16 protein-coding genes are annotated in these 19,284 nt (G+C 49.5%); 2 read left to right on the top strand and 14 right to left on the bottom strand.

Annotated features, from left to right (window positions below; translation table 11 throughout):
- Position 1 precedes the first annotated feature (1 nt).
- The 13 genes from C8275_RS09910 to kdsB all read right to left on the bottom strand — a co-directional run bounded on the left by C8275_RS09910 (position 2) and on the right by kdsB (position 15,836).
- Complete coding sequence (locus C8275_RS09910) at positions 2-1,333, bottom strand: sigma-54 dependent transcriptional regulator (protein ID WP_106484997.1); 1,332 nt, start codon at positions 1,331-1,333, stop codon at positions 2-4.
- Between the two features lie 217 nt (positions 1,334-1,550).
- Positions 1,551-3,023 carry a TolC family protein gene (locus C8275_RS09915; protein ID WP_106484998.1) on the bottom strand — a complete coding sequence of 491 codons (1,473 nt, stop codon included), beginning with the start codon at positions 3,021-3,023 and terminating at the stop codon, positions 1,551-1,553.
- 61 nt (positions 3,024-3,084) lie between these two features.
- The gene (locus C8275_RS09920) at positions 3,085-4,320 is read right to left on the bottom strand and encodes an ABC transporter permease (protein ID WP_106484999.1); all 1,236 of its coding nucleotides are present in this window, start codon (positions 4,318-4,320) and stop codon (positions 3,085-3,087) included.
- A 2-nt stretch (positions 4,321-4,322) separates the two neighbouring features.
- On the bottom strand, positions 4,323-5,651 hold the full coding sequence (locus tag C8275_RS09925) for an ABC transporter permease (protein ID WP_106485000.1): 1,329 nt from the start codon (positions 5,649-5,651) through the stop codon (positions 4,323-4,325).
- A gap of 13 nt (positions 5,652-5,664) precedes the next feature.
- Positions 5,665-6,330 carry an ABC transporter ATP-binding protein gene (locus C8275_RS09930; protein WP_022385322.1) on the bottom strand — a complete coding sequence of 222 codons (666 nt, stop codon included), beginning with the start codon at positions 6,328-6,330 and terminating at the stop codon, positions 5,665-5,667.
- A gap of 284 nt (positions 6,331-6,614) precedes the next feature.
- The gene (locus C8275_RS09935; RefSeq protein ID WP_106485001.1) at positions 6,615-7,862 is read right to left on the bottom strand and encodes an efflux RND transporter periplasmic adaptor subunit; all 1,248 of its coding nucleotides are present in this window, start codon (positions 7,860-7,862) and stop codon (positions 6,615-6,617) included.
- Between the two features lie 152 nt (positions 7,863-8,014).
- Positions 8,015-9,133 (bottom strand): DUF6057 family protein, encoded by a 1,119-nt coding sequence (locus C8275_RS09940; protein WP_106485002.1) that lies wholly within the window; start codon positions 9,131-9,133, stop codon positions 8,015-8,017.
- 95 nt (positions 9,134-9,228) lie between these two features.
- Positions 9,229-11,247: an alpha amylase C-terminal domain-containing protein gene (locus C8275_RS09945; RefSeq protein ID WP_022383964.1), complete on the bottom strand. Its 2,019-nt coding sequence runs from the start codon at positions 11,245-11,247 to the stop codon at positions 9,229-9,231.
- 18 nt (positions 11,248-11,265) lie between these two features.
- Positions 11,266-11,709, bottom strand: coding sequence for a YhcH/YjgK/YiaL family protein (locus tag C8275_RS09950; protein WP_106485003.1), 444 nt, complete (start codon positions 11,707-11,709; stop codon positions 11,266-11,268).
- Between the two features lie 32 nt (positions 11,710-11,741).
- Complete coding sequence (locus tag C8275_RS09955) at positions 11,742-12,545, bottom strand: inositol monophosphatase family protein (RefSeq protein WP_106485004.1); 804 nt, start codon at positions 12,543-12,545, stop codon at positions 11,742-11,744.
- Between the two features lie 20 nt (positions 12,546-12,565).
- Positions 12,566-13,690: a phosphatidylinositol-4-phosphate 5-kinase gene (locus tag C8275_RS09960; protein WP_106625799.1), complete on the bottom strand. Its 1,125-nt coding sequence runs from the start codon at positions 13,688-13,690 to the stop codon at positions 12,566-12,568.
- Between the two features lie 93 nt (positions 13,691-13,783).
- Positions 13,784-15,091, bottom strand: a complete 1,308-nt coding sequence (locus C8275_RS09965) for a pitrilysin family protein (protein WP_106485005.1) — start codon at positions 15,089-15,091, stop codon at positions 13,784-13,786.
- The gene (kdsB, locus tag C8275_RS09970) at positions 15,078-15,836 is read right to left on the bottom strand and encodes a 3-deoxy-manno-octulosonate cytidylyltransferase (RefSeq protein ID WP_106485006.1); all 759 of its coding nucleotides are present in this window, start codon (positions 15,834-15,836) and stop codon (positions 15,078-15,080) included. Before kdsB ends, C8275_RS09965 begins: the two co-directional genes overlap by 14 nt.
- 159 nt (positions 15,837-15,995) lie before the next feature.
- On the opposite strand from kdsB, the gene C8275_RS09975 reads away from it, so the two are divergent.
- Positions 15,996-16,364, top strand: a complete 369-nt coding sequence (locus tag C8275_RS09975; protein WP_106485007.1) for a 2-amino-4-hydroxy-6-hydroxymethyldihydropteridine diphosphokinase — start codon at positions 15,996-15,998, stop codon at positions 16,362-16,364.
- A 435-nt stretch (positions 16,365-16,799) separates the two neighbouring features.
- Complete coding sequence (locus C8275_RS09980; RefSeq protein ID WP_022383971.1) at positions 16,800-17,378, top strand: Crp/Fnr family transcriptional regulator; 579 nt, start codon at positions 16,800-16,802, stop codon at positions 17,376-17,378.
- 114 nt (positions 17,379-17,492) lie between these two features.
- Here the strand turns inward: C8275_RS09980 and lepA are convergent, their stop codons facing one another.
- On the bottom strand, positions 17,493-19,274 hold the full coding sequence (lepA, locus tag C8275_RS09985; RefSeq protein WP_022383972.1) for a translation elongation factor 4: 1,782 nt from the start codon (positions 19,272-19,274) through the stop codon (positions 17,493-17,495).
- Between the last annotated feature and the right edge of the window lie 10 nt (positions 19,275-19,284).

The following is a 19,284-nucleotide window of genomic DNA, read 5'->3' on the forward strand; positions in this document are numbered from 1 at the left end:
CCTAACCTTCAATGCCGTACTTCTCCATCCGGCGGTACAGTGACGCCCGGCTCAGTCCCAGCTGCAACGCTGCCTGCGACACATTGCCGTCATGCTGGCGCAAGGCCTGCACTATCGTCTGCCGTTCCATCTCTTCCAGTGTCAGCCCTGATGCGGCAACTGCCAGAATCTCGGGAGCCTGCGTCGGATGATAGTTCGCCTCAAAGTCGGCAGCACGCAACACACGGTGTCCTGACACCAGGAGCGTGCGCTCCACCAGATTCTTCAGTTCACGGATGTTCCCGCTGTAAGGAAGGCGTTGCAGGAATTCCATGGCTTCGGCTTCCACCTCGACCGGCTGTAGTCCGTTTGCTTCGACCTGACGGAGAATGAAGTGATTGACCAGGAGAGGAATGTCTTCCCGACGTTCACGCAGTGCCGGAAGGTGAATAGTGATGAGGTTGATGCGATAGAAAAGGTCTTCACGGAAGGTATGTCCGGCAACCATCTGTGCCAGGTTACGATTGGTAGCACTCACCACGCGGACGTCCACTTTCCGCGGACGGCTGTCTCCCAGCACCTCGAATGTCTGATCCTGGAGGACGCGCAACAGCTTCACCTGACATGAGAGGTCAAGTTCCCCGATTTCATCCAGAAAGATGGTGCCGTGGTCCGCCATCTCGAAACGTCCCGTACGGTCTGTATAGGCATCGGTGAAAGCCCCTTTCTTGTGTCCGAACATTTCACTCTCAAACAGGCTCTGCGACACACCACCCAGATTGACCTTGACAAAAGGTGCCGCACTCCGCGGGCTGTTCGTATGGATGGCTTCAGCAATCAGCTCTTTTCCGGTCCCGCTTTCTCCCATAATCAGTACCGGAGCATTCGTCGGCGCAATGCGCTCCACCAGTCCGAGCACTTCCTGTAACGCTTTCGAGCGTCCGATGATTTTGTCGAATCGCGCCTTCCCGATTTCTGCCGGAGGTGCATTCAGCTCAAGAGCCGTCTTGACAATCTTCAGCAAGGCACGGTTGTCCCACGGCTTGGTGACAAAGTCGAAGGCACCGGTCTGCATCCCCTTGACGGCTAGCTGGATGCTTCCCCAAGCTGTCATCAGGATGACCGGGACATGCGGCTGGAATATTTTCACCTGACGCAGGAGCACCAGCCCTTCCTCACCGGTAGTGGACAAGGTGAAGTTCATATCCATCAATATCAGTTCAAAGGCTTCCGAGCGCACAGCCTGCAAGGCCTCTTTCGGACCGGGAACAGCCGTCACCTGATAGCCTGCCCGCTTGAGCAGGAAGCTAAGTGAAGTGCGGATGGAGCTGTCATCGTCTATTATCAGTATCATTATAGTCTAGTTCTTAAATTGGTGTGAAGACGCACGGACTGTGCGTCAGCGTCCCTTCCGAGTCCCGGTATCGGGGAAGAAGGTCGGCAACCTGTTAACAAAAATAAAGCCAAATCTTCAACTTTGCAAGCCTGGGCTGTAGCCGGCAAGGCTTCAGTAGGCAAAAAGAGAGGGATAAGTCGCTTGCCAACTACAGCTTAAGCCTGCAAGATTCCTGTCAATTCTTTATCACCTGCTCGAAGTCTTCGGTCAACTCCTGATTCCGCTCATAATCCCAAAGGGTCAGGCTGCGGAGCTGGTAGAAGTAGTTCCAGTAATTGTACAGTTCGGAGATGCGCGTCTGACGGGCATCATCTTTTGACGATTGCGAATCGTTGAGGTCGAGCGTACTGATCTGGCCAATCATAAAAGCCTGTACGTTGGCATTGTAACGCTGTTGGGCTACGGAATCCGCCTCATTTGCGATACGCACCTGCATGGCCTGATTGTTGAAATGCTCCACGAGCAGGAACATGTCCTGGTTGAAGTCCATCTCCTCCTGGCGTATCTGTGCACGCACCGTCTCCCGCTGGCTCTCTGCCACCTTGACCTTTCCCCGACGTTTGCCCCAGTCAAGAATGGGTATCTTCACCCCTACCTCGACCACCTGATTGTTTCCCCATGCGGACGAGTGGTAGACACGCCGCAGCCCGTCATCCTGCCCCGTCAGCCCGACGGAAGCATAGAGGTCAATGCTCCTCAGGTTTCCTTTTGCTTCGGCCACGGCATAGTCGGCTTCCAGCTTCCGACGGTGAATGTTCTGAGCAAAGGAATTGTTCTGCAGAGCCTTCTCCAGGGCATCGGCATAACGGATTTCCACATCGGGAACCGACTCGGGCAGCACAGGTTCAATCTCCTCCTGCTCGCTCAGCCCCAGAAAGGCACGGAGCTGAAACATCTTGGAGTTCAACTCGCTCTCACTATCCGTCAGTGCCGCCCTTGCCTTCAGCATCGACAGGCGGAGTTGCAGACGGTCGTTCTCCGATATCTGTCCGATGCTGCGTTTGGCTTCGGCTATCTTGTACAGTTTCTCGGAATTCTCCAGGTTCTGATGGGCGATGTTCAGCTGCTCCCGGGCAAGCAGAAGTTCGAAGAAGTACGTCAGTGCCTTCCGGGTCACTTCCTCAGTCGCGGAAAGGAAGTCGGCCTTTGCCTCCCGATAGCGCACCGGAGCGATGCGGCGCTGCCACTTCAGGCTGTTCACCCCGAAGATGGGCTGTGTGAACGTGAGCGACAAGGGCACATTCATGTATTGTTCCTGCTTCGAGCCGTTAAGCTGCTTGATATACGACAGCGAAGTGGTGAGCGACAGCTTGCCGCCGGTGAGCCAGACGTTCTGGTCAATGGAGAGTTCGCCGTCCATCCCCAGGTTATTATTCTTGACAAAAGTATAGGAACCGTCGTTCTGCTGGTAGCGGTTATAGCTCTTGTTGAATGAAGGTAAAGTAGCGGTAAAGTTGACTTCAGGCAGGAGGTCGGCACGGTAGGTCCGATACTCCCAATAAGCCGCCTTCAGCTCATTGAGCGCCACGGCTGCATCCACACTCTGCCGACGCGCCAGGGCGATGGCTTCCGACAGGGACAGTTGACGTTGTGCCGTGGCTGCCAATACCGGCAGACAAGCAAAAGCCGCAAGGAATAGAATCTTCATAGCATACGATTTTATCATGATCAAATCAGAAATGAAAAGTGAACGTCTCAGAGGCCATTGCCTATTCGTAGTGCAAGGCATCGACCGGATTGATGCGCGACGCTTGCCGGGCAGGAATCCAGATACCGGCCACGATGAGCAGCATCAGAAGCACCGTGGTAACGGCTGTCAGCGTGATGAACAGCACCGTATCTGACAAAAGCGTTTCATTGTCCCAGACTGCCGTACGCAATACATAGGAGACAATCACTGCCGGGAGCCATACGATGCCAAACAGCATCAGCCCTTCGCCAATCATCTGCCAGCGCACCTGCCGACGCGTAGCACCCAACGCCATGCGCAAGCCGATTTCCGACGTACGTGATTCCGTGCGGAACCAGAACGTACCGATGATGCCCAGAAAAGCACAGATGAAAAAGAACGCCGCCAGGAAGTAGCCTGCACCATACATCAGATTGATACTGCTCAGGTTGAGGATATAGGTGCGGTAGTCCTCCATCCTGGTCAGGTTGACAATGGAAAGGTTTCCCGCCGTCAGCTGTGCCCGCATCGTTGAAAGGAAGGTCTCGCGAAAGTCGTGGTCGGCATCAGGATGCACCCGGATAAGCATTGTCAAGTCCTTGTTGGCATTCTTCTCGATCATCCGTCCCTCGCTCCATATTTCCCAAAGGGCACGGTTATCATTATTGTCCGCGTATTCATTCGTCAGGTAACTGCAGAGGATGCCTGGATACGCCTTGTCCCGTTCGTCCTTCGTATAGATGCGGCAACGGACCGTGTTCTTGTCGTACAGCTGCTCCATGGCTTGCGGTGACACCAGGAAGCAGGTCTGACCCGTGGAAGTCTCTTTCACCAGGTCAACCTCCGGCGAGGGGGACGTGATGTGCAACACCCGTATCACGTCCGGAGTCAGCTGTCCGCGCAGGGCAGTCGTCCGGGTCGTGTCGCCAAAGTAAGACCGTCCGTTGGTCGAACCGGTATAAGGGAAAGCCGTGTAGGATGTCAGACCGACGCTTTCCACTCCGGGACAACGGCGGACACGCTCGACCAGCTCCTTCCAGTCGTCCGTCAACGGACTGTCCGGGTCATACGATGGGGAGTCTTTCTCACGGATGGCAGTTGTGACCCGGTAGACATGTTCCAGGTCAAAGCCTGTGTCTCTCAGCTTGTGACTGAGCAATGACGAGAACACATTGCCCACCTGCCAGATACAGATGAAGGATATAAACAGCTCTGCCAGAATCCAAAGGTTTCCACGCCACTGGTTGATGATGAGTTTGAGGATATGCGAAAACATGATTATCTTCTATTTAGTGCTTCCACGATGGAGATGCGGGCATAGCGCCAGGCAGGCAACAGGGTGGAAATGAGGTTTAACAAAAAGCAAATGAGTATGACGTAACAGATGGTGGAGAAGTTGATGATGTGGAAGAAGTTCAGCACATCGACTCCTTTGACCGACAGGTCATTCCCTGCCGTCCGATAAGATACCAGCAACGTGTTGCGTACCAGCTGGAACAGTCCGCATGACAGACACAGACCGATGATTCCCCCAATCAGCATCTGCACAAAGTTCTCCAGGAACAGCTGCCCCATGATGTTCCACACGGACGCCCCGAAAGCCTTGCGGACACCAATCTCCTCGCCGCGCTTCTTCATCCGTGCCACAATCAGTCCCGACAGGTTCAGTGCCGGGAGAATCAGCAACACAATGATGACGACCAGTACCACCTGCATGCGGGTATAAATCTTGTCATAAGGGTCACTGGACATGCGGAAGAGTGATTCCAGCGCCGTGTCGGGCTGATGGTTGAGCGTGAAATGGCTCTTCTTTGCCGGCGCATTGAGCTTCTGGATCTGGTGCTCCATCTCCTGTCGGATCAGTTCCTGGTCACTGCGTTCGTAGCCCAAAAGATACATCTTGGCAGGTCCCTGGATGTCCCTCAAATCATTATTGCCTCCCCGGAAGAAGCGGCTGGTGGCCGTCGTATAAGGGAGCCATAGGTGGGCATAGGCATCGCTCAGGTAGGAAGGCACATCCTCCACCACACCACAGACGCGGTACTCCTTCCAGTCGATGTCGATGGGATAGTTCACCACATCCGTCTTCCCGAAGAGTGCACGGGCGGTGGACTCGTCGATGACCACCTTGCGGGCATTGCTCTTCACATCCACATCGGAGAACGGGCCTCCGGCCAGAAAGCGCATGGAGAACATCTTCCAGAAATCGGCATCTGTAGAGATTGCCGACATCTCTTCATTAACCTGCTTCGTCTTGTTGTAGACCACACTCTGCATGTTGACCACCAACGACTTGGCTTCAGGTGTCTTCAGGGGATACATGTACTTCTCAATCAGCTTGTGCCCCACCGGTGAACTGCTCTGGAGGCCATCATAGAACTTGTCACCCGTCGCGTCAGTTCCGGGCTTCACGACATAGGCGCGGGTGAAGAAGAACATGCGGTCGCGCTTGTCCTCCACGCCGATGTTTGCCGTGTTGATGTAGTAGGTAATCAGGATGAGCATGATCATCGTGATACTCAAGGCAGTTCCGAGAATATAGACCAGACTGAAGAACTTGTTTTCCTTCAGCAGGTAGCGTATCTGTCGTAAATAGGTTTTCCACATAAGCCTTCCTCCCTCAATTGATTTGGTGTCCGTCAAAGAAGCGGATGATGCGCGACGTCTGCCGTGCCTGTTCCTCGTTGTGTGTCACCATGACGATGGTGCGGTGGTCCTCCTGATTGAGTGAATGGAGGATGTTCATCACCTCGGCTCCCATGTTGGAGTCCAGGTTACCGGTAGGCTCGTCGGCAAGAATAATCTTCGGATTACCGATGATGGCACGGGCTATGGCGACACGCTGGCACTGTCCGCCGGAGAGCTGCCCCGGATGGTGCTTCATGCGATGGCTCAGCCCGACGCGTGCGAGTACCTCTTCAGCCAGCCGGCGTCGTTCCTTCGAGGGGACGTGGCGATAGAATAGCGGAAGTTCCACATTGTCGAGTACGTTCAGCGAGGGAATCAGGTGGAAACTTTGGAACACGAACCCCAGCGTACGGTTGCGGAATTCAGCCAGGTGGCTGTCCTTCATGCCGTCCACGCGACGTCCGTCTATCTCGATACTGCCCGTGGTCGGAGCATCCAGCAGCCCAATCAGGTTGAGCAAGGTAGACTTGCCACATCCCGAGGGACCCATGATGCTGACAAACTCCCCTTCATCTATATGCAAGTTCACGTTTTCCAATGCCTGTGTTTCAATTTCTTCGGTGCGGTACACCTTCGATAAGTCTCTTACGGTTATCATAGATTTCTAGTTTTTAGATAGTTCAATGGACAGGGACGCACCTTGGTGCGTCTGTTTGAATAGTCTGTGGTCACTGCGTCCGTTGCCGGGACGGAGTTCACCCCAGGGTTTGCCCTCCTCAAGTGCAGGGAAGGACACGCAACAAGCCGGGCTTATACAGAGCTAAGTATAATACTTAGGGGGTCTAAGTATAATACTTAGGTAGGCTAAGTATTATACTTTGGTCCGTCTAAGTGGCGGTTCATGCGCGTCTATCCCTGCCTTCAATGCGAACGAGCTGCACCTTATTTAATCTTCAAATCGGATTTTCCTTTATAAGCATTCATGTCGCTTACCACCACCCGGTCGCCGGGCTTCAGGCCGGAAATGACCTCCACGTAATCCCAGTTGCTCTCCCCCAACTCCACTTCCCGCCTTTCCAGGTGGTTGTCATCGGTCATGACGAACAGTTCATACTTGCCGGCTCCCAGGTAATAGGTATCGTTGGCAATGCGCAACACATTGTCCTTCACGCCATAAATCACGTGTACATCGACCTTCAGACCGGAACGGAGATTCCCGTTGTCCGTCTTTTCCAGCTGCACGGTAAAGCCGATGGTGCCGTCCTCGGACGTAGGGACCACATGGTTTACCACTCCCTTGCACAAGGCATCTCCCACCTTGACAATGGCTTCTGCTCCTTGCGACACCCGGTCAATGTAGGAGTCCGCAATGGTTCCTTTCACCTGGAACCGGCTCAGGTCTGCCACCGTGGCAAGCTGTTCACCTTTTGCCACACGGACGCCAATCTGATCGTTCAGAAACGTCAGGACTCCGTCGCGCGGTGCAAAGACCTGCGCTTCCTCCAGCGTCCGTTTCATCTCTGCCACTCCTTTCCGGAAGATACTCAGGTCCAATGCCTTCACCTGCTCTTCGGCAGCCATCACCTTCTGTTCATTGGCATATTGCTGACACAGCTGCTCGTGTTCCAGCTTGCTGACCTTGTAATTCAGTTCCACCTGACGCACCTTGTCGGGGGTGCCAGCACCCAGGCTGTCAAGGAACTGTTCGTTGCGCAGTTCCACCGCCATGCGGTTGAGCTTCATCTCCGACACGCGTATCTGCATGGCAAGGTCCTTCAGCTTGGTCTCATTGTTGATTTCCAGCTGCTTCATCTGATGCTGGCGCATCTGTTCTTCATCGAGCAACTTGTTGTAGTCAGTACTTGCCGTCTGCAAGTCAAGCTTCAGCAGGGGCTGCCCCGCCTTCACCGAGTCTCCCGGCTTTTTGTAAACCTCCACGACACGGGTATCCAGTGGCGAATTGATTATCTCCTCATAGGCCGGGGCTACGGTGCCTGCGGCATTGATGGAGATTTGGAGCGTTCCCACATCGGCCGTCGACACAGAAAGGCTGCTGCGCGACACCGACGGCTGTAAAGCCATGGCACCCACAATGACGAGTGCAAAGAACCCTACGCCTCCCCCGCTCCACATCATCATCCGGCGGCGACGCTTCTTCCGTTGTACTTCTTCTGGTATTGTTCGATCCATAGTTGTATAGTTTAATTTATTTATTTCATTCGTACAGCTACAGAAAGGCAAAGCGCGTGCCAAAAACACATAGCACTGATTTTCAATGTATATATAAAAAGAAAGGTGTCCGATATCGGACACCCTGTACGTTTTCAGCCCTTGCTGACTGTTCATTTTTCATAACGGATGGTCGTGTGGTCATAATAATACCAGTAATGCCTGCGGTCTTCGGGAGAAGCTTTCCGGTAGTGCTCATAAGCCTGCTCCAGGTCTGCAAAGTCATAAGGCGGCGTCAGAGACGGACGCTGGCGGTAGTAAAGGTAAAGTGCCTCCGCGTATGCCTTGGGCAGTCCCTCCTCCACGTAACAGAAGTAATCCAGCTCCTTGACAAACACCTCCAGTTCCTTGCGCAACAGGAGTGCACAGAGATAGTAGTCGAGCACCGGATGATTCCCGGTATCCGTATAACAAAGCCGACGCAGATAGCCGGTGATGGATTCTCCCTGTCGGGGAGTTCCACCCAGGTAGGCATACAACGAGTCTGCGCGCAGCCAAGTCGTAGCCACCCCTGCATCCAACAGCAGTCCGCGTGTCCCGTCATGCAATGGATAGTCAAACAGACGGTCCGGCAACGAATCCATCCGGCTCAAGGCGTATACCCTCATGACCGTCAGTTCACGTGACGTCCGTCCGGAACCGGCACCAATCTCCGTCACTTTGCGATAGTCACCATGCAACAAGGCAGCGTCGGCAGCGGCTTCGTAGTGGAACAGTTCGTCGGTGTTGCCCAGTGACACACATCCGACGGAGAGCAGATACATGGTCAGGAGATTGGGCATCAGCGTGCTCCAGCCCTTCTGGTTCCGATAGTCCCCCAACAGCATCTCCAGCCTGCGCATGCCCCATGACAGGAGCCAGAACAGCAACAAGCTCAGGGGCAGAAGCCATATCCACCGTCCCAATGTAACGGCTTCGTAAATGTCTTTATGCACATCGGTCACGAAAGAAAGCAGCAGGAACGAAGGTATGTAGGTCAGTGCATGCCAGCGTTCCGGCAAGCGCATCCACGCACTGATGCCCCATTGTAGCAGGCAGAGGATGAGCGTGATGATCCATGTGCCCCACTGAGGCGAATAGGTCGTCTGTCCTTCCGAGAGCACCTTCTGCAACATCTCAAGCAAGGGACTCTGGAAGCACAAGTAACATACACTGAAGAGAATGAACAAAAGACCGCATGCAATACGGATACTGCGTGCGGTCTTATAGCGTGTCGAGGAGCTTTCTGTCATGATTTCATTAAGCTGTGAACGAATGCAGGAGCACTGGGATAGAAGTGTGTTAGAGACTTGCTATCTTCGTGTCGTGCTTTCAACATAAACAATTTTCAATCTTTTACCTTTTTCAGAACTACAGCCGAGCGTGCAGGGATGTAGAGCTTCAGCCATCCCTTCTTGTCCTTGGCATAAACCGGGTCAAAGTTGGTCAGGTGGCGTACACTGTCGTCAGCCAATCCGTTGCCTCCAAACTCCGGAGCATCGGTATTGAGCACGACATCATAAGCACCCTGCGGAACAAGGAAGCCATAGTCCGTAAAGGAACGTGTGGGACTGAAATTGAACACAAAGATATGGTCACGGCGCATATAGGCGAGCACCTGGTCTCCATCGTTGTGCCATATTTCCACCACATCCGTCTTCTGGATATTCCGAACGGACTTCACAACCTCCAGCATTGCCCGGTCGAAATCGCCCAAGTAATGATAGCATAAGTCCTTGTTGTCAACCAATCCCCACTGGCGGCGGGCATACTTGTAACTCCATCCGTTGCCTTCACGGGGGAAGTCAATCCATTCCGGATGCCCGAACTCATTGCCCATGAAGTTCAGGTATCCACCATTGATCGTGGAGGATGTCAGCAAACGTATCATCTTGTGGAGTGCAATGCCACGGTGAACCCGTTCGTTCTCATCGCCCTTCTTGAAATGCCAATACATGTCGGAATCAATAAGGCGGAATATAATCGTCTTATCGCCCACCAGTGCCTGATCATGACTTTCGGCATAAGAGATGGTCTTTTCGTCCTTGCGACGGTTGGTCACCTCCCAGAACATGCTGGACGGCTTCCAGTCCTCATCCACCTTCTCCTTGATAATCTTAATCCAATAATCAGGGATGTTCATTGCCATCCGATAGTCAAAGCCGTAACCTCCGTCATGGAAAGGCAGTGCCAATCCCGGCATACCGGACACCTCTTCGGCAATCGTAATCGCCTTTGAATTGACTTCATGAATCAGCAGATTGGCAAGAGTCAGGTAGCAAATCGCATTATCATCCTGGTGTCCGTTGTAGTAGTCATCATAGTTGCAGAAGGCTTCTCCCAGACCATGACTGTAATATAGCATGGACGTGACTCCGTCAAACCGGAACCCGTCAAACTTGAACTCTTCCAGCCAATAGCGACAGTTCGACAACAGGAAATGAAGCACCTCATTCTTTCCATAATCAAAGCACAACGAATCCCACGCCGGATGCTCATGGCGCTCACCCGGATAGAAATACTGGTTGGGATCACCGGCAAAATTACCCAGTCCCTCCACTTCATTCTTGACCGCATGTGAGTGTACAATATCCATAATGACCGCAATGCCATTCTGGTGTGCCTCATCGATGAGCTGTTTCAATTCCTCAGGAGTACCGAAACGGGAAGAAGGAGCGAAAAAGCTCGATACATGATAGCCAAAGCTACCATAGTAAGGATGCTCCTGTATGGCCATAATCTGAATACAATTATATCCATCGGCAATCACACGGGGCAATACTTTTTCGCGGAATTCCGTATAGGTCCCGACCTTCTCTTCCTCCTGTGCCATACCCACGTGGCATTCATAGATTAGTAAAGGAGAAGTATTGGCACGAAAAACCCGTTTACGGAATTTATAAGGTTTTGCAGGCTCCCAAACCTGTGCACTGAAAATCTTAGTCTGTTCGTCCTGGACTACACGACGTGTCCACGCAGGAATGCGCTCGCCACAACCGCCGTTCCAATAAACTTTTAACTTATACAAGTCGCCGTGTTTCAAGACATCGGGTTTCAATTTGATTTCCCAATTGCCGGTGTTACGCACCCGCTTCAATCTGAATTCCGGCTTCTCTTGCCATCCATTAAAGTCGCCCACCAAGTAAATCTCGGTAGCGTTAGGTGCCCATTCACGGAACACCCAGCCCTTGTCCGTACGATGCAATCCAAAGTAAAGATGACCCGATGCAAATTCTGACAGTGTCTTGCGTCCATTGTTGGTCAGTTCCTTCATCTTGTCCAGCGCATGCTGATGCCGTCCATTGATTGCCTTTTCAAAAGGATCCAACCAAGGGTCATTCTTTACGAGTCTCAGCTTCAGTTCCATAGAGCCATGAGAAATGAATTAGACGCGAACCTTTACAATCACCTTCCGTATGCTTTCTTCCTCGGAGATGCAGGGAGCATGCCCGTCCTGCGGAAAGAAAATGGCAAACATGCCCGGATGTACAGGGATGTATGCCTCAGAAGGCATCGCAAATTTGGTAATATCTTTTTCTGCATTGTATTCGCCTTCAGGCAAATTACAAGCGGGAGTATAGCCCATCACCTCCGTACAGGAGAGAGGTATTTGTATATCAATGAAATTCTTGTGAGTTTCGAGTTGAGCCTGTTCTTTGGTTTTTCCTTTGGCAATAGAGAAGTTGACAACCAAGTCCTTGCCGTCCAATTCCACTTTACCGGGTTCTTGTGCATTGAGGTCTGTAGACTTCAAGTATTCGATAGCCTTGGCAAAGCGCGGATTTACTGAAGCATATTGTTCCAGGTTTTCAAGTGTGTCAATAATCATAATTCGTTAGATTTTTAGTATAGTTATTTTATTCAGTCGCACAAATATAGAGATTTTTGTACAACTTGCAGCATCTTTTCATGTATTTTTCCATTTGTGGCAAGAACTTCCCGGCCTGAATAAAAGTCATTTCCGCCGGTAAAAGTCGATAATCTGCCGCCTGCCTGTAATAAAATCAGTGCACCGGCAGCTATGTCCCACGGACCAAGAAAGGCCTCCAGGCGTGCTTCAAAACGTCCGGATGCGACGTAACATAGTTCCGCTGCAGCCGAGCCTTGCACACGCAGCCCTCCCACATGTCCATAAAGGTTATGAACCAGTTCCGCCATGAAATTACGGCTACGTTCCGATTCATAGGGGAATCCCAGTTGAATGAAGGCATCATCCAGAGCAGAAACATCCGATACGTGTATCTCCTTCCCGTTCAAACGCGCCGCTGCTCCTTTCCATGCCCAGTAACATTCATCGCGGCACACTTCATAAACGACTCCGACCAATAATTCCTCCTTATCCCGTAAAGCGATGCTGACACAATAAGGAGCATTTCCATGAATGAAATTTGTCGTACCATCCAAGGGGTCAACTACCCAGCAATAAGTTTCATCGGACATACCCGCACTTCCTTCTTCTGCAATGAAACCGGCTTCCGGCAACAGAGCATGCAGCTGTTCTACGATACGCCGTTCAGACTCCTTGTCAACGTAGGAAACATAGTCATGAGCTCCTTTGTGCTCTACGCATTCACGCCGGAAACGCCCACATTCCTCTCGCAGGAAACGACCGGCATCCTTGGCAATCCGGCACACTTCATTGGTGATATTCTCTAAATCAAGCATGTTATTCCCTCCTGATTTCCTCAGTTCTTTGCTACCGTATCGAGGCGGCCCAGCTTGTAAGTACCACGACGGATGACATTGCCATTGCTGTCTTTCTCTATGAACGGACCGTCTTTCACGTCTTGTTTAAAGAATCCCTCATAACGATTGCCATCCTTATCAATGAGTGTACCTTGTCCGTCTTTCTTACCCTTTGCAAAATGTCCTTTATACATCGAGCCATCGGCATTCACCAACTCTCCGAAGCCATCAGCCAGATTGTCTTTCCACTCCCCGTTGTACACATCTCCGTTAATCCAAGTGTAGATACCTCTGCCTTCGCGTTTGTTGTTTTTCCATTGACCGTCATAGACAGAACCATTCACCCAAGTGAACTTGCCATGCCCGTTCTGATCGCCGTCAAGAAACTCACCAATATACATATCGCCATTGGCATGCGTATAAATACCTTTTCCGGTACGTTTTCCATGGAAATAGTCTCCTTCGTACTTGTCCTTATTGTTATAGATGTAAGTACCTTTTCCATGCTGTTCATTATTGTGCCACTCGCCGATGTACTCATCGCCATTGGAATAATAATATTTACCCTGGCCATCACGCATGTCACTCTTCCATTCACCTACATAGCGTGAACCGTCATTCCAGTCAAGTGTTCCATTTCCACTCTTCTTGTCATTCTTCCACTCACCGGTATAGAATGCACCATTTGACCATGTATATTTACCCTTGCCATTACGCTTATCATTGGCCCAATTTCCTTCATAGACATCCCCGTTATAGTAATACATCGTTCCTTGCCCATGCTGGTGGTCAGCATACCACATGCCCTCGTAGCGATTGTTATTGTTAAAATATTTGATGCCTTTTCCATGACGTACGTTTTGGTACCAATTCCCTTCGTAGCGTTCACCGTCTTTCTTTACATAGATTCCATATCCTTCGCGCAACCCTTTGACATACTCGCCTTCATAGGTGTCACCATTTTTAAAGACGGTCTTACCTTTTCCGTTAGGCTTTCGGCTTTTCAGTTCACCGGTATATTCACCGCCATCCTTAAATGTATAATTACCTATTTTGATTTGAGCATTGCCGACTAATGGCATGGCAAAAATAAAGAATGCATAGAGAATGTATTTTTTCTTCATGAGCATTGTCTGTTGATTTGAGATTGTCGTTCAAAAGTAGCAGATTCCATTTTATCGGACAAGTTCCATTAAGTTTTCTTTCACTTTTCAACCCTATGTAGCAAACTCTTCTGCACATTTTTTACCAGCTATCACCTCCGTAAAGCTTTCTTTACGCAAATATTTACAAGCTAAATCGCGCAATTCGTCAGCTGTTGCATCCAAGACAGCCTCTTGGGAGCGGCGAAAGAAATCTCTGGGAAGTCCTGCCGTTTCAAGGAATATGTAGGCATCTGCCAGTGAAAACGGGCTCTCATAGCTTCGGCACATATCCCCCATCGTGTAGTTTTTCACCATTGTAAGTTCCTCATCAGCTACCCGTTCTTGCTGGAGTCTATCAATCTCGCGTCCGACTTCTGTTACAACCGAACGGGCATATTCATTCGCCGCTTGGGTACTGACAACGATCATATTGCGAAATGGATACGCTACCATCCCGGAACTTATGCCATAAGTATAACCTTTATCCTCCCGGATATTCTTCATGAGGCGACTGCCGAAATAACCTCCAAAGAGAGTAATCAACAAACGTGTCTTCAAATAATCAGGATGGGTACAATCTATAGAGAAGCACCCCATACGAATAGCACTTTGCATCGCATCCGAACGTTCTACAAACAGTGTTTGAACAGTGTTCGAAGGAGGAAGTATGTCAGTAATCGGCAAAGCCTTTTCGCCATCTCCCCAAGCTTCCGCTCCCAGTTCTTCGTCAAGCACATGCAATATTTCATCGGTCACATGACCGGACAAATAGCAGATGCAATTATGAATATTGTAATAACGACGATGCATCGTGCGCAAAGCTTCGGGTGTCAAACGGTCATAATCCTCCAGCTCTGCATAGCGACCGCATGGATGGGAAAGTCCGAAAAGAAGCTGATTTAATTTTCTACGGGCAATGACGTCCACTTTCTCACGGTTCACCAAGTATTGCTGCCGATTACCATCAACTACTACTTGGAATTCCTTTTCAGGGAACAAGGGCTCCGTCAGCATCGAAGTCACCAGTGCAAGAGTGGGTGCAAAATACTTGGTAAGTGTATACAGCGTGACAAATGAATAATTCATGGAAGCTGAAACATCCAACCATGCCCCATAGTAGTCGAGCTGCTCCGCAATGTCAGCAGAAGAAAAGCGTTTCGTCCCCTCACGCAACATACGACTGGTAAAAGTCGCCTGAAGGGGCTGGCTCTGTTCCCAAATACCGCCACGAAGCATAATATCCAAACGTACTACTTCCTCTTCACCTGCCCGAAATACATGCACTGGGATTCCATTGGGCATCCGATGTTCCACTGGTTCAGGAATGACAAACGGTGCCATGGGACGGACAAGTGGCTGCTGAGTTCTATCTAATGCCATGCTTCTTCAAATATTCTTCTGCTTTGACCAAATCTTCGGGAGTATCAATGCCTATAGTCTCTATTGAACTGATTCCGACTTTTATCGTATAACCGTTTTCCAGCCAGCGTAATTGTTCAAGAGACTCAGCAAGTTCGAGCTGCGACTGGGGTAATGATGTGATAGCCTTCAATGCTTCAACACGATAAGCATACAGCCCTATATGTTTGTAAAAAGTATGAGAAGACAGCCATTCTTCCTTGGGACAATTCCGCAAGTAAGGAATCACTGAACGACTGAAATAGAGTGCATGCATCGCTGCATCAACGACCACTTTCGGTGAATTCGGATTCTCTAAAGCCGGAAGCCCATCGGCTACGGTAAAGGGCTTGACCAAGGTGGCTATCTGTGTGCGTTCATCCTCAAAACAAGCTTTTAACGCAGCTAACTGTTCTGCCTGAATAAAAGGCTCATCACCTTGGATATTGATGACAACATCAAAGCCCTCCCCAACATGGGTAAAAGCTTCATAACAACGGTCTGTTCCACTGCGGTGATCCGGAGACGTCATGACGACTTGTCCGCCAAAAGACTTGACTGTTTGTTCGATACGTTCATCATCAGTAGCTACATAGACGTCATCTACTTGCCCGCTGACCTGTTCATAGACACGCTCAATCATCGGTTTGCCTCCCAATTTCGCCAAAGGTTTCCCGGGGAAACGAGTCGAGGCATATCGTGCGGGAATAATTCCTAAAAATTTCATACTAAAAGATTTTAATTGGAAAGATATCAGTTGTCTTAGACACATCTATGACAACCAGTCATCATGCAAATATACGGAACATTCCTTGGAGCTCCTAACATAAAATGTTTATTTTGCTCCATAAATTGGTCGAATAAAACACAACAATCTTAACATACGATGAAAGAAGTACATTGCATTATCAGTCTAGGCTCGAATACGGATGCCTCCCATCATCTTCAGCAGGCTTATAACTTACTGGTACGTGCCTACCCCAATATTACCTTCTCCCCTATCAAAGAAACTGAGCCTATCGGTATGCACCACAATCATTCTCCTTTTTATAATCGTGTTGCACGTTTCACAACAGACCAGGATGCTGACGAAGTACGTGCCGCCCTGAAAGTCATGGAACGTTTCTGCGGACGCCGTCCGGATGATAAGGAACATGAAACCATCCATATAGACATCGACTTGCTAGCTCATGGAGATACCATCATAAAGCCAATGGACTTTGCACAATATCAGCATGATATAGAAAATCTGTGAAAGGAATATCTTCGTAAGAGTCTGATTTATGCCTAGTTTATCTGCATATAGAGTTATGTATTAGTAAAATATTTTTCAGAGTTACAAACAAAATAATCAGAACAAACATACTGGAAAAAGAACCAATCATGGCTTTGCAATACTCTGGAGATAAAGTCTACCACACGCATTCTGCTACAAGCAAACATAAAAGTTTCGTTCAAAACCTCACGAGAAACTCAAAAATTATATCTACATTTGCTAGACTAAAAACGACATATAATACACATCTAATGCTGCTTGACCATCCTGTCTATCTACCAACAAGTAGAAATGTATGATTAACACAGGAGAAAAGAATTGCTCAAAAGGCAAATTTTGACATTGTGCTATCGGCAGGAACTAACAGATCTCGGTAACTGATTGACTCAAGCAGTATCATACTCGAAAATCATTATGGAGAAAAAACGTGAAATAGCAAGACTGTTGGCTAAAAAATACCATACACTTCCTGTGCCCTGTTTGGAAAGACTGGCTGAAGTCATCGTCCCTTTTAAGACTAGAAAGGGCACTAAGCTGTTGGAAGAAGGCCAAGTGCAGAACTATTTATTTTATGTGGAAAAAGGCTTGCTAAGACAATACTACTTCAAATACAACAAAGAACTGACTGAGCATCTCGCTTGCGACAATGAAGTGGTCATGTGTTTGGAAAGCTTCTTACGACGCGTACCATCCAATCTGGTTGTAGAAGCCTTGGAGAATTCCGCCGTATGGGGAATTGCGTATGACGATCTACAACGTATTACCGCGGAATCGTACGACCTTGAACTGCTCTACCGCTCTATCCTGGAGTTCTCATTGGTGGAATCACAGCGCAAAGCTGACTTACTACGCTTTGAACCGTCCAATGTCCGTTACAAAAGATTGCTGGAGAATTATCCCGAGATTGTCAAACGGGCTCCCCTGGTATATATCGCATCCTTGCTGCAAATGACTCCGGAAACACTGAGTAGAGTCCGCTCCGGACAACTTTAGATTCCCTTGAAAGGAATGAAAATATACTAATAACGCGGTTGAAACAGACAGCCATCAGCTTTATTCTGTATCAACCGCGTTTATTGTTTATCATAGATTTGTTCCCGTCTTCTCTCAATCAAGTTTCAAGACTGCGAGGAAGGCCTTTTGGGGAACTTCTACATTACCAATCTGCTTCATACGCTTCTTTCCGCGCTTTTGTTTTTCCAACAGTTTACGCTTGCGGCTAACATCACCGCCATAGCATTTTGCCGTCACATCCTTACGCACGGCCTTGATTGTTTCACGAGCTATAATCTTGGCACCAATAGCCGCCTGAATGGCAATTTCAAACTGCTGTCGCGGAATAAGCTCTTTCAGCTTCTCACACATCCGACGTCCCAGTTCATACGCATTGTCTACATGAGTCAGTGTGGACAACGCATCCACGGGTTCTCCATTGAGCAAAATATCAAGTTTGATCAATTTTGAAGGACGGAAACCACAGGGATGATAATCAAAGGAAGCATAGCCCTTGGAAATGCTCTTCAGCTTGTCATAGAAGTCAATCACAATCTCGCCTAAAGGCATCTTGTAATGCAGCTCCACCCGGTTGCCCGAAATGTACTCTTGCTTCACCAACTCCCCTCGTTTACCCAGACAAAGAGTCATAATGGGACCAATATAGTCAGTGGTGGTAATAATCGAGGCTGCGATATAAGGCTCCTCGATATGGTCAATCAGCGTAGGATCGGGCATACCGCCGGGATTATGCACCTCCTTCATGCCTCCCTGCTTATCAAATATACGGTAGGATACGTTGGGAACCGTTGTAATCACATTCATATCAAACTCACGGTCCAGACGTTCCTGCACAATCTCCATGTGAAGCAATCCCAAAAAGCCGCAGCGGAAGCCGAATCCCAAAGCCAGTGATGACTCGGGCTGGAAAGTGAGCGAAGCATCATTCAACTGAAGCTTCTCCAAAGAGGAACGGAGGTCTTCGAAGTCTTCCGCTTCTATGGGATATACACCTGCAAACACCATCGGCTTCACTTCTTCAAACCCGGCAATAGCCTCCGAACAGGGACGCGCTATATGAGTTATCGTATCACCGACTTTTACCTCCCTGGAGGTCTTAATACCGGATATGATATAACCGACATCACCGGTACGCAGTTCCTTACGAGGTATCATGTCCATCTTCAGAACGCCGATTTCATCCGCATCATACTCTTTCCCCGTATTGAAGAATTTCACCTTATCCCCTTGCCGGATAATGCCGTTCTCTATCTTGAAATAGGCTATGATTCCACGGAACGAATTGAAAACGGAGTCAAAAATCAAAGCTTGCAACGGCGCCTCTTCATCACCTTCCGGATGTGGAATACGTTCTATAACTGCCTGCAGAATCTCTTCAACCCCCATTCCGGTCTTACCTGAAGCACGGATAATCTCATCCCGTCGACAGCCTAACAACTCGACGATTTCATCCTCGACCTCATCAGGCATCGCGCTTGCCATGTCGCACTTATTAATGACGGGAATAATCTCCAGGTCATGCTCTATGGCCATATACAGATTGGATATGGTTTGCGCCTGCACACCCTGCGTGGCATCAACAATGAGAAGAGCCCCCTCGCAAGCAGCAATGGAACGGGAAACCTCGTATGAAAAGTCCACGTGTCCCGGAGTATCAATAAGGTTGAGCACGTATTTCTCACCTTTATAAATATACTCCATCTGAATGGCATGGCTCTTGATGGTAATGCCACGTTCGCGCTCCAAATCCATGTCGTCGAGCATCTGCCCTTCGGTCACCTGTATCGTATTGGTGTATTCCAACAAACGATCGGCCAACGTGGATTTACCATGGTCAATGTGCGCAATAATGCAAAAGTTTCTTATATTCTTCATGAATGGGTAT

It is taken from the genome of Bacteroides sp. Marseille-P3684 (genome assembly GCF_900291465.1).
GTDB lineage: Bacteria > Bacteroidota > Bacteroidia > Bacteroidales > Bacteroidaceae > Phocaeicola_A.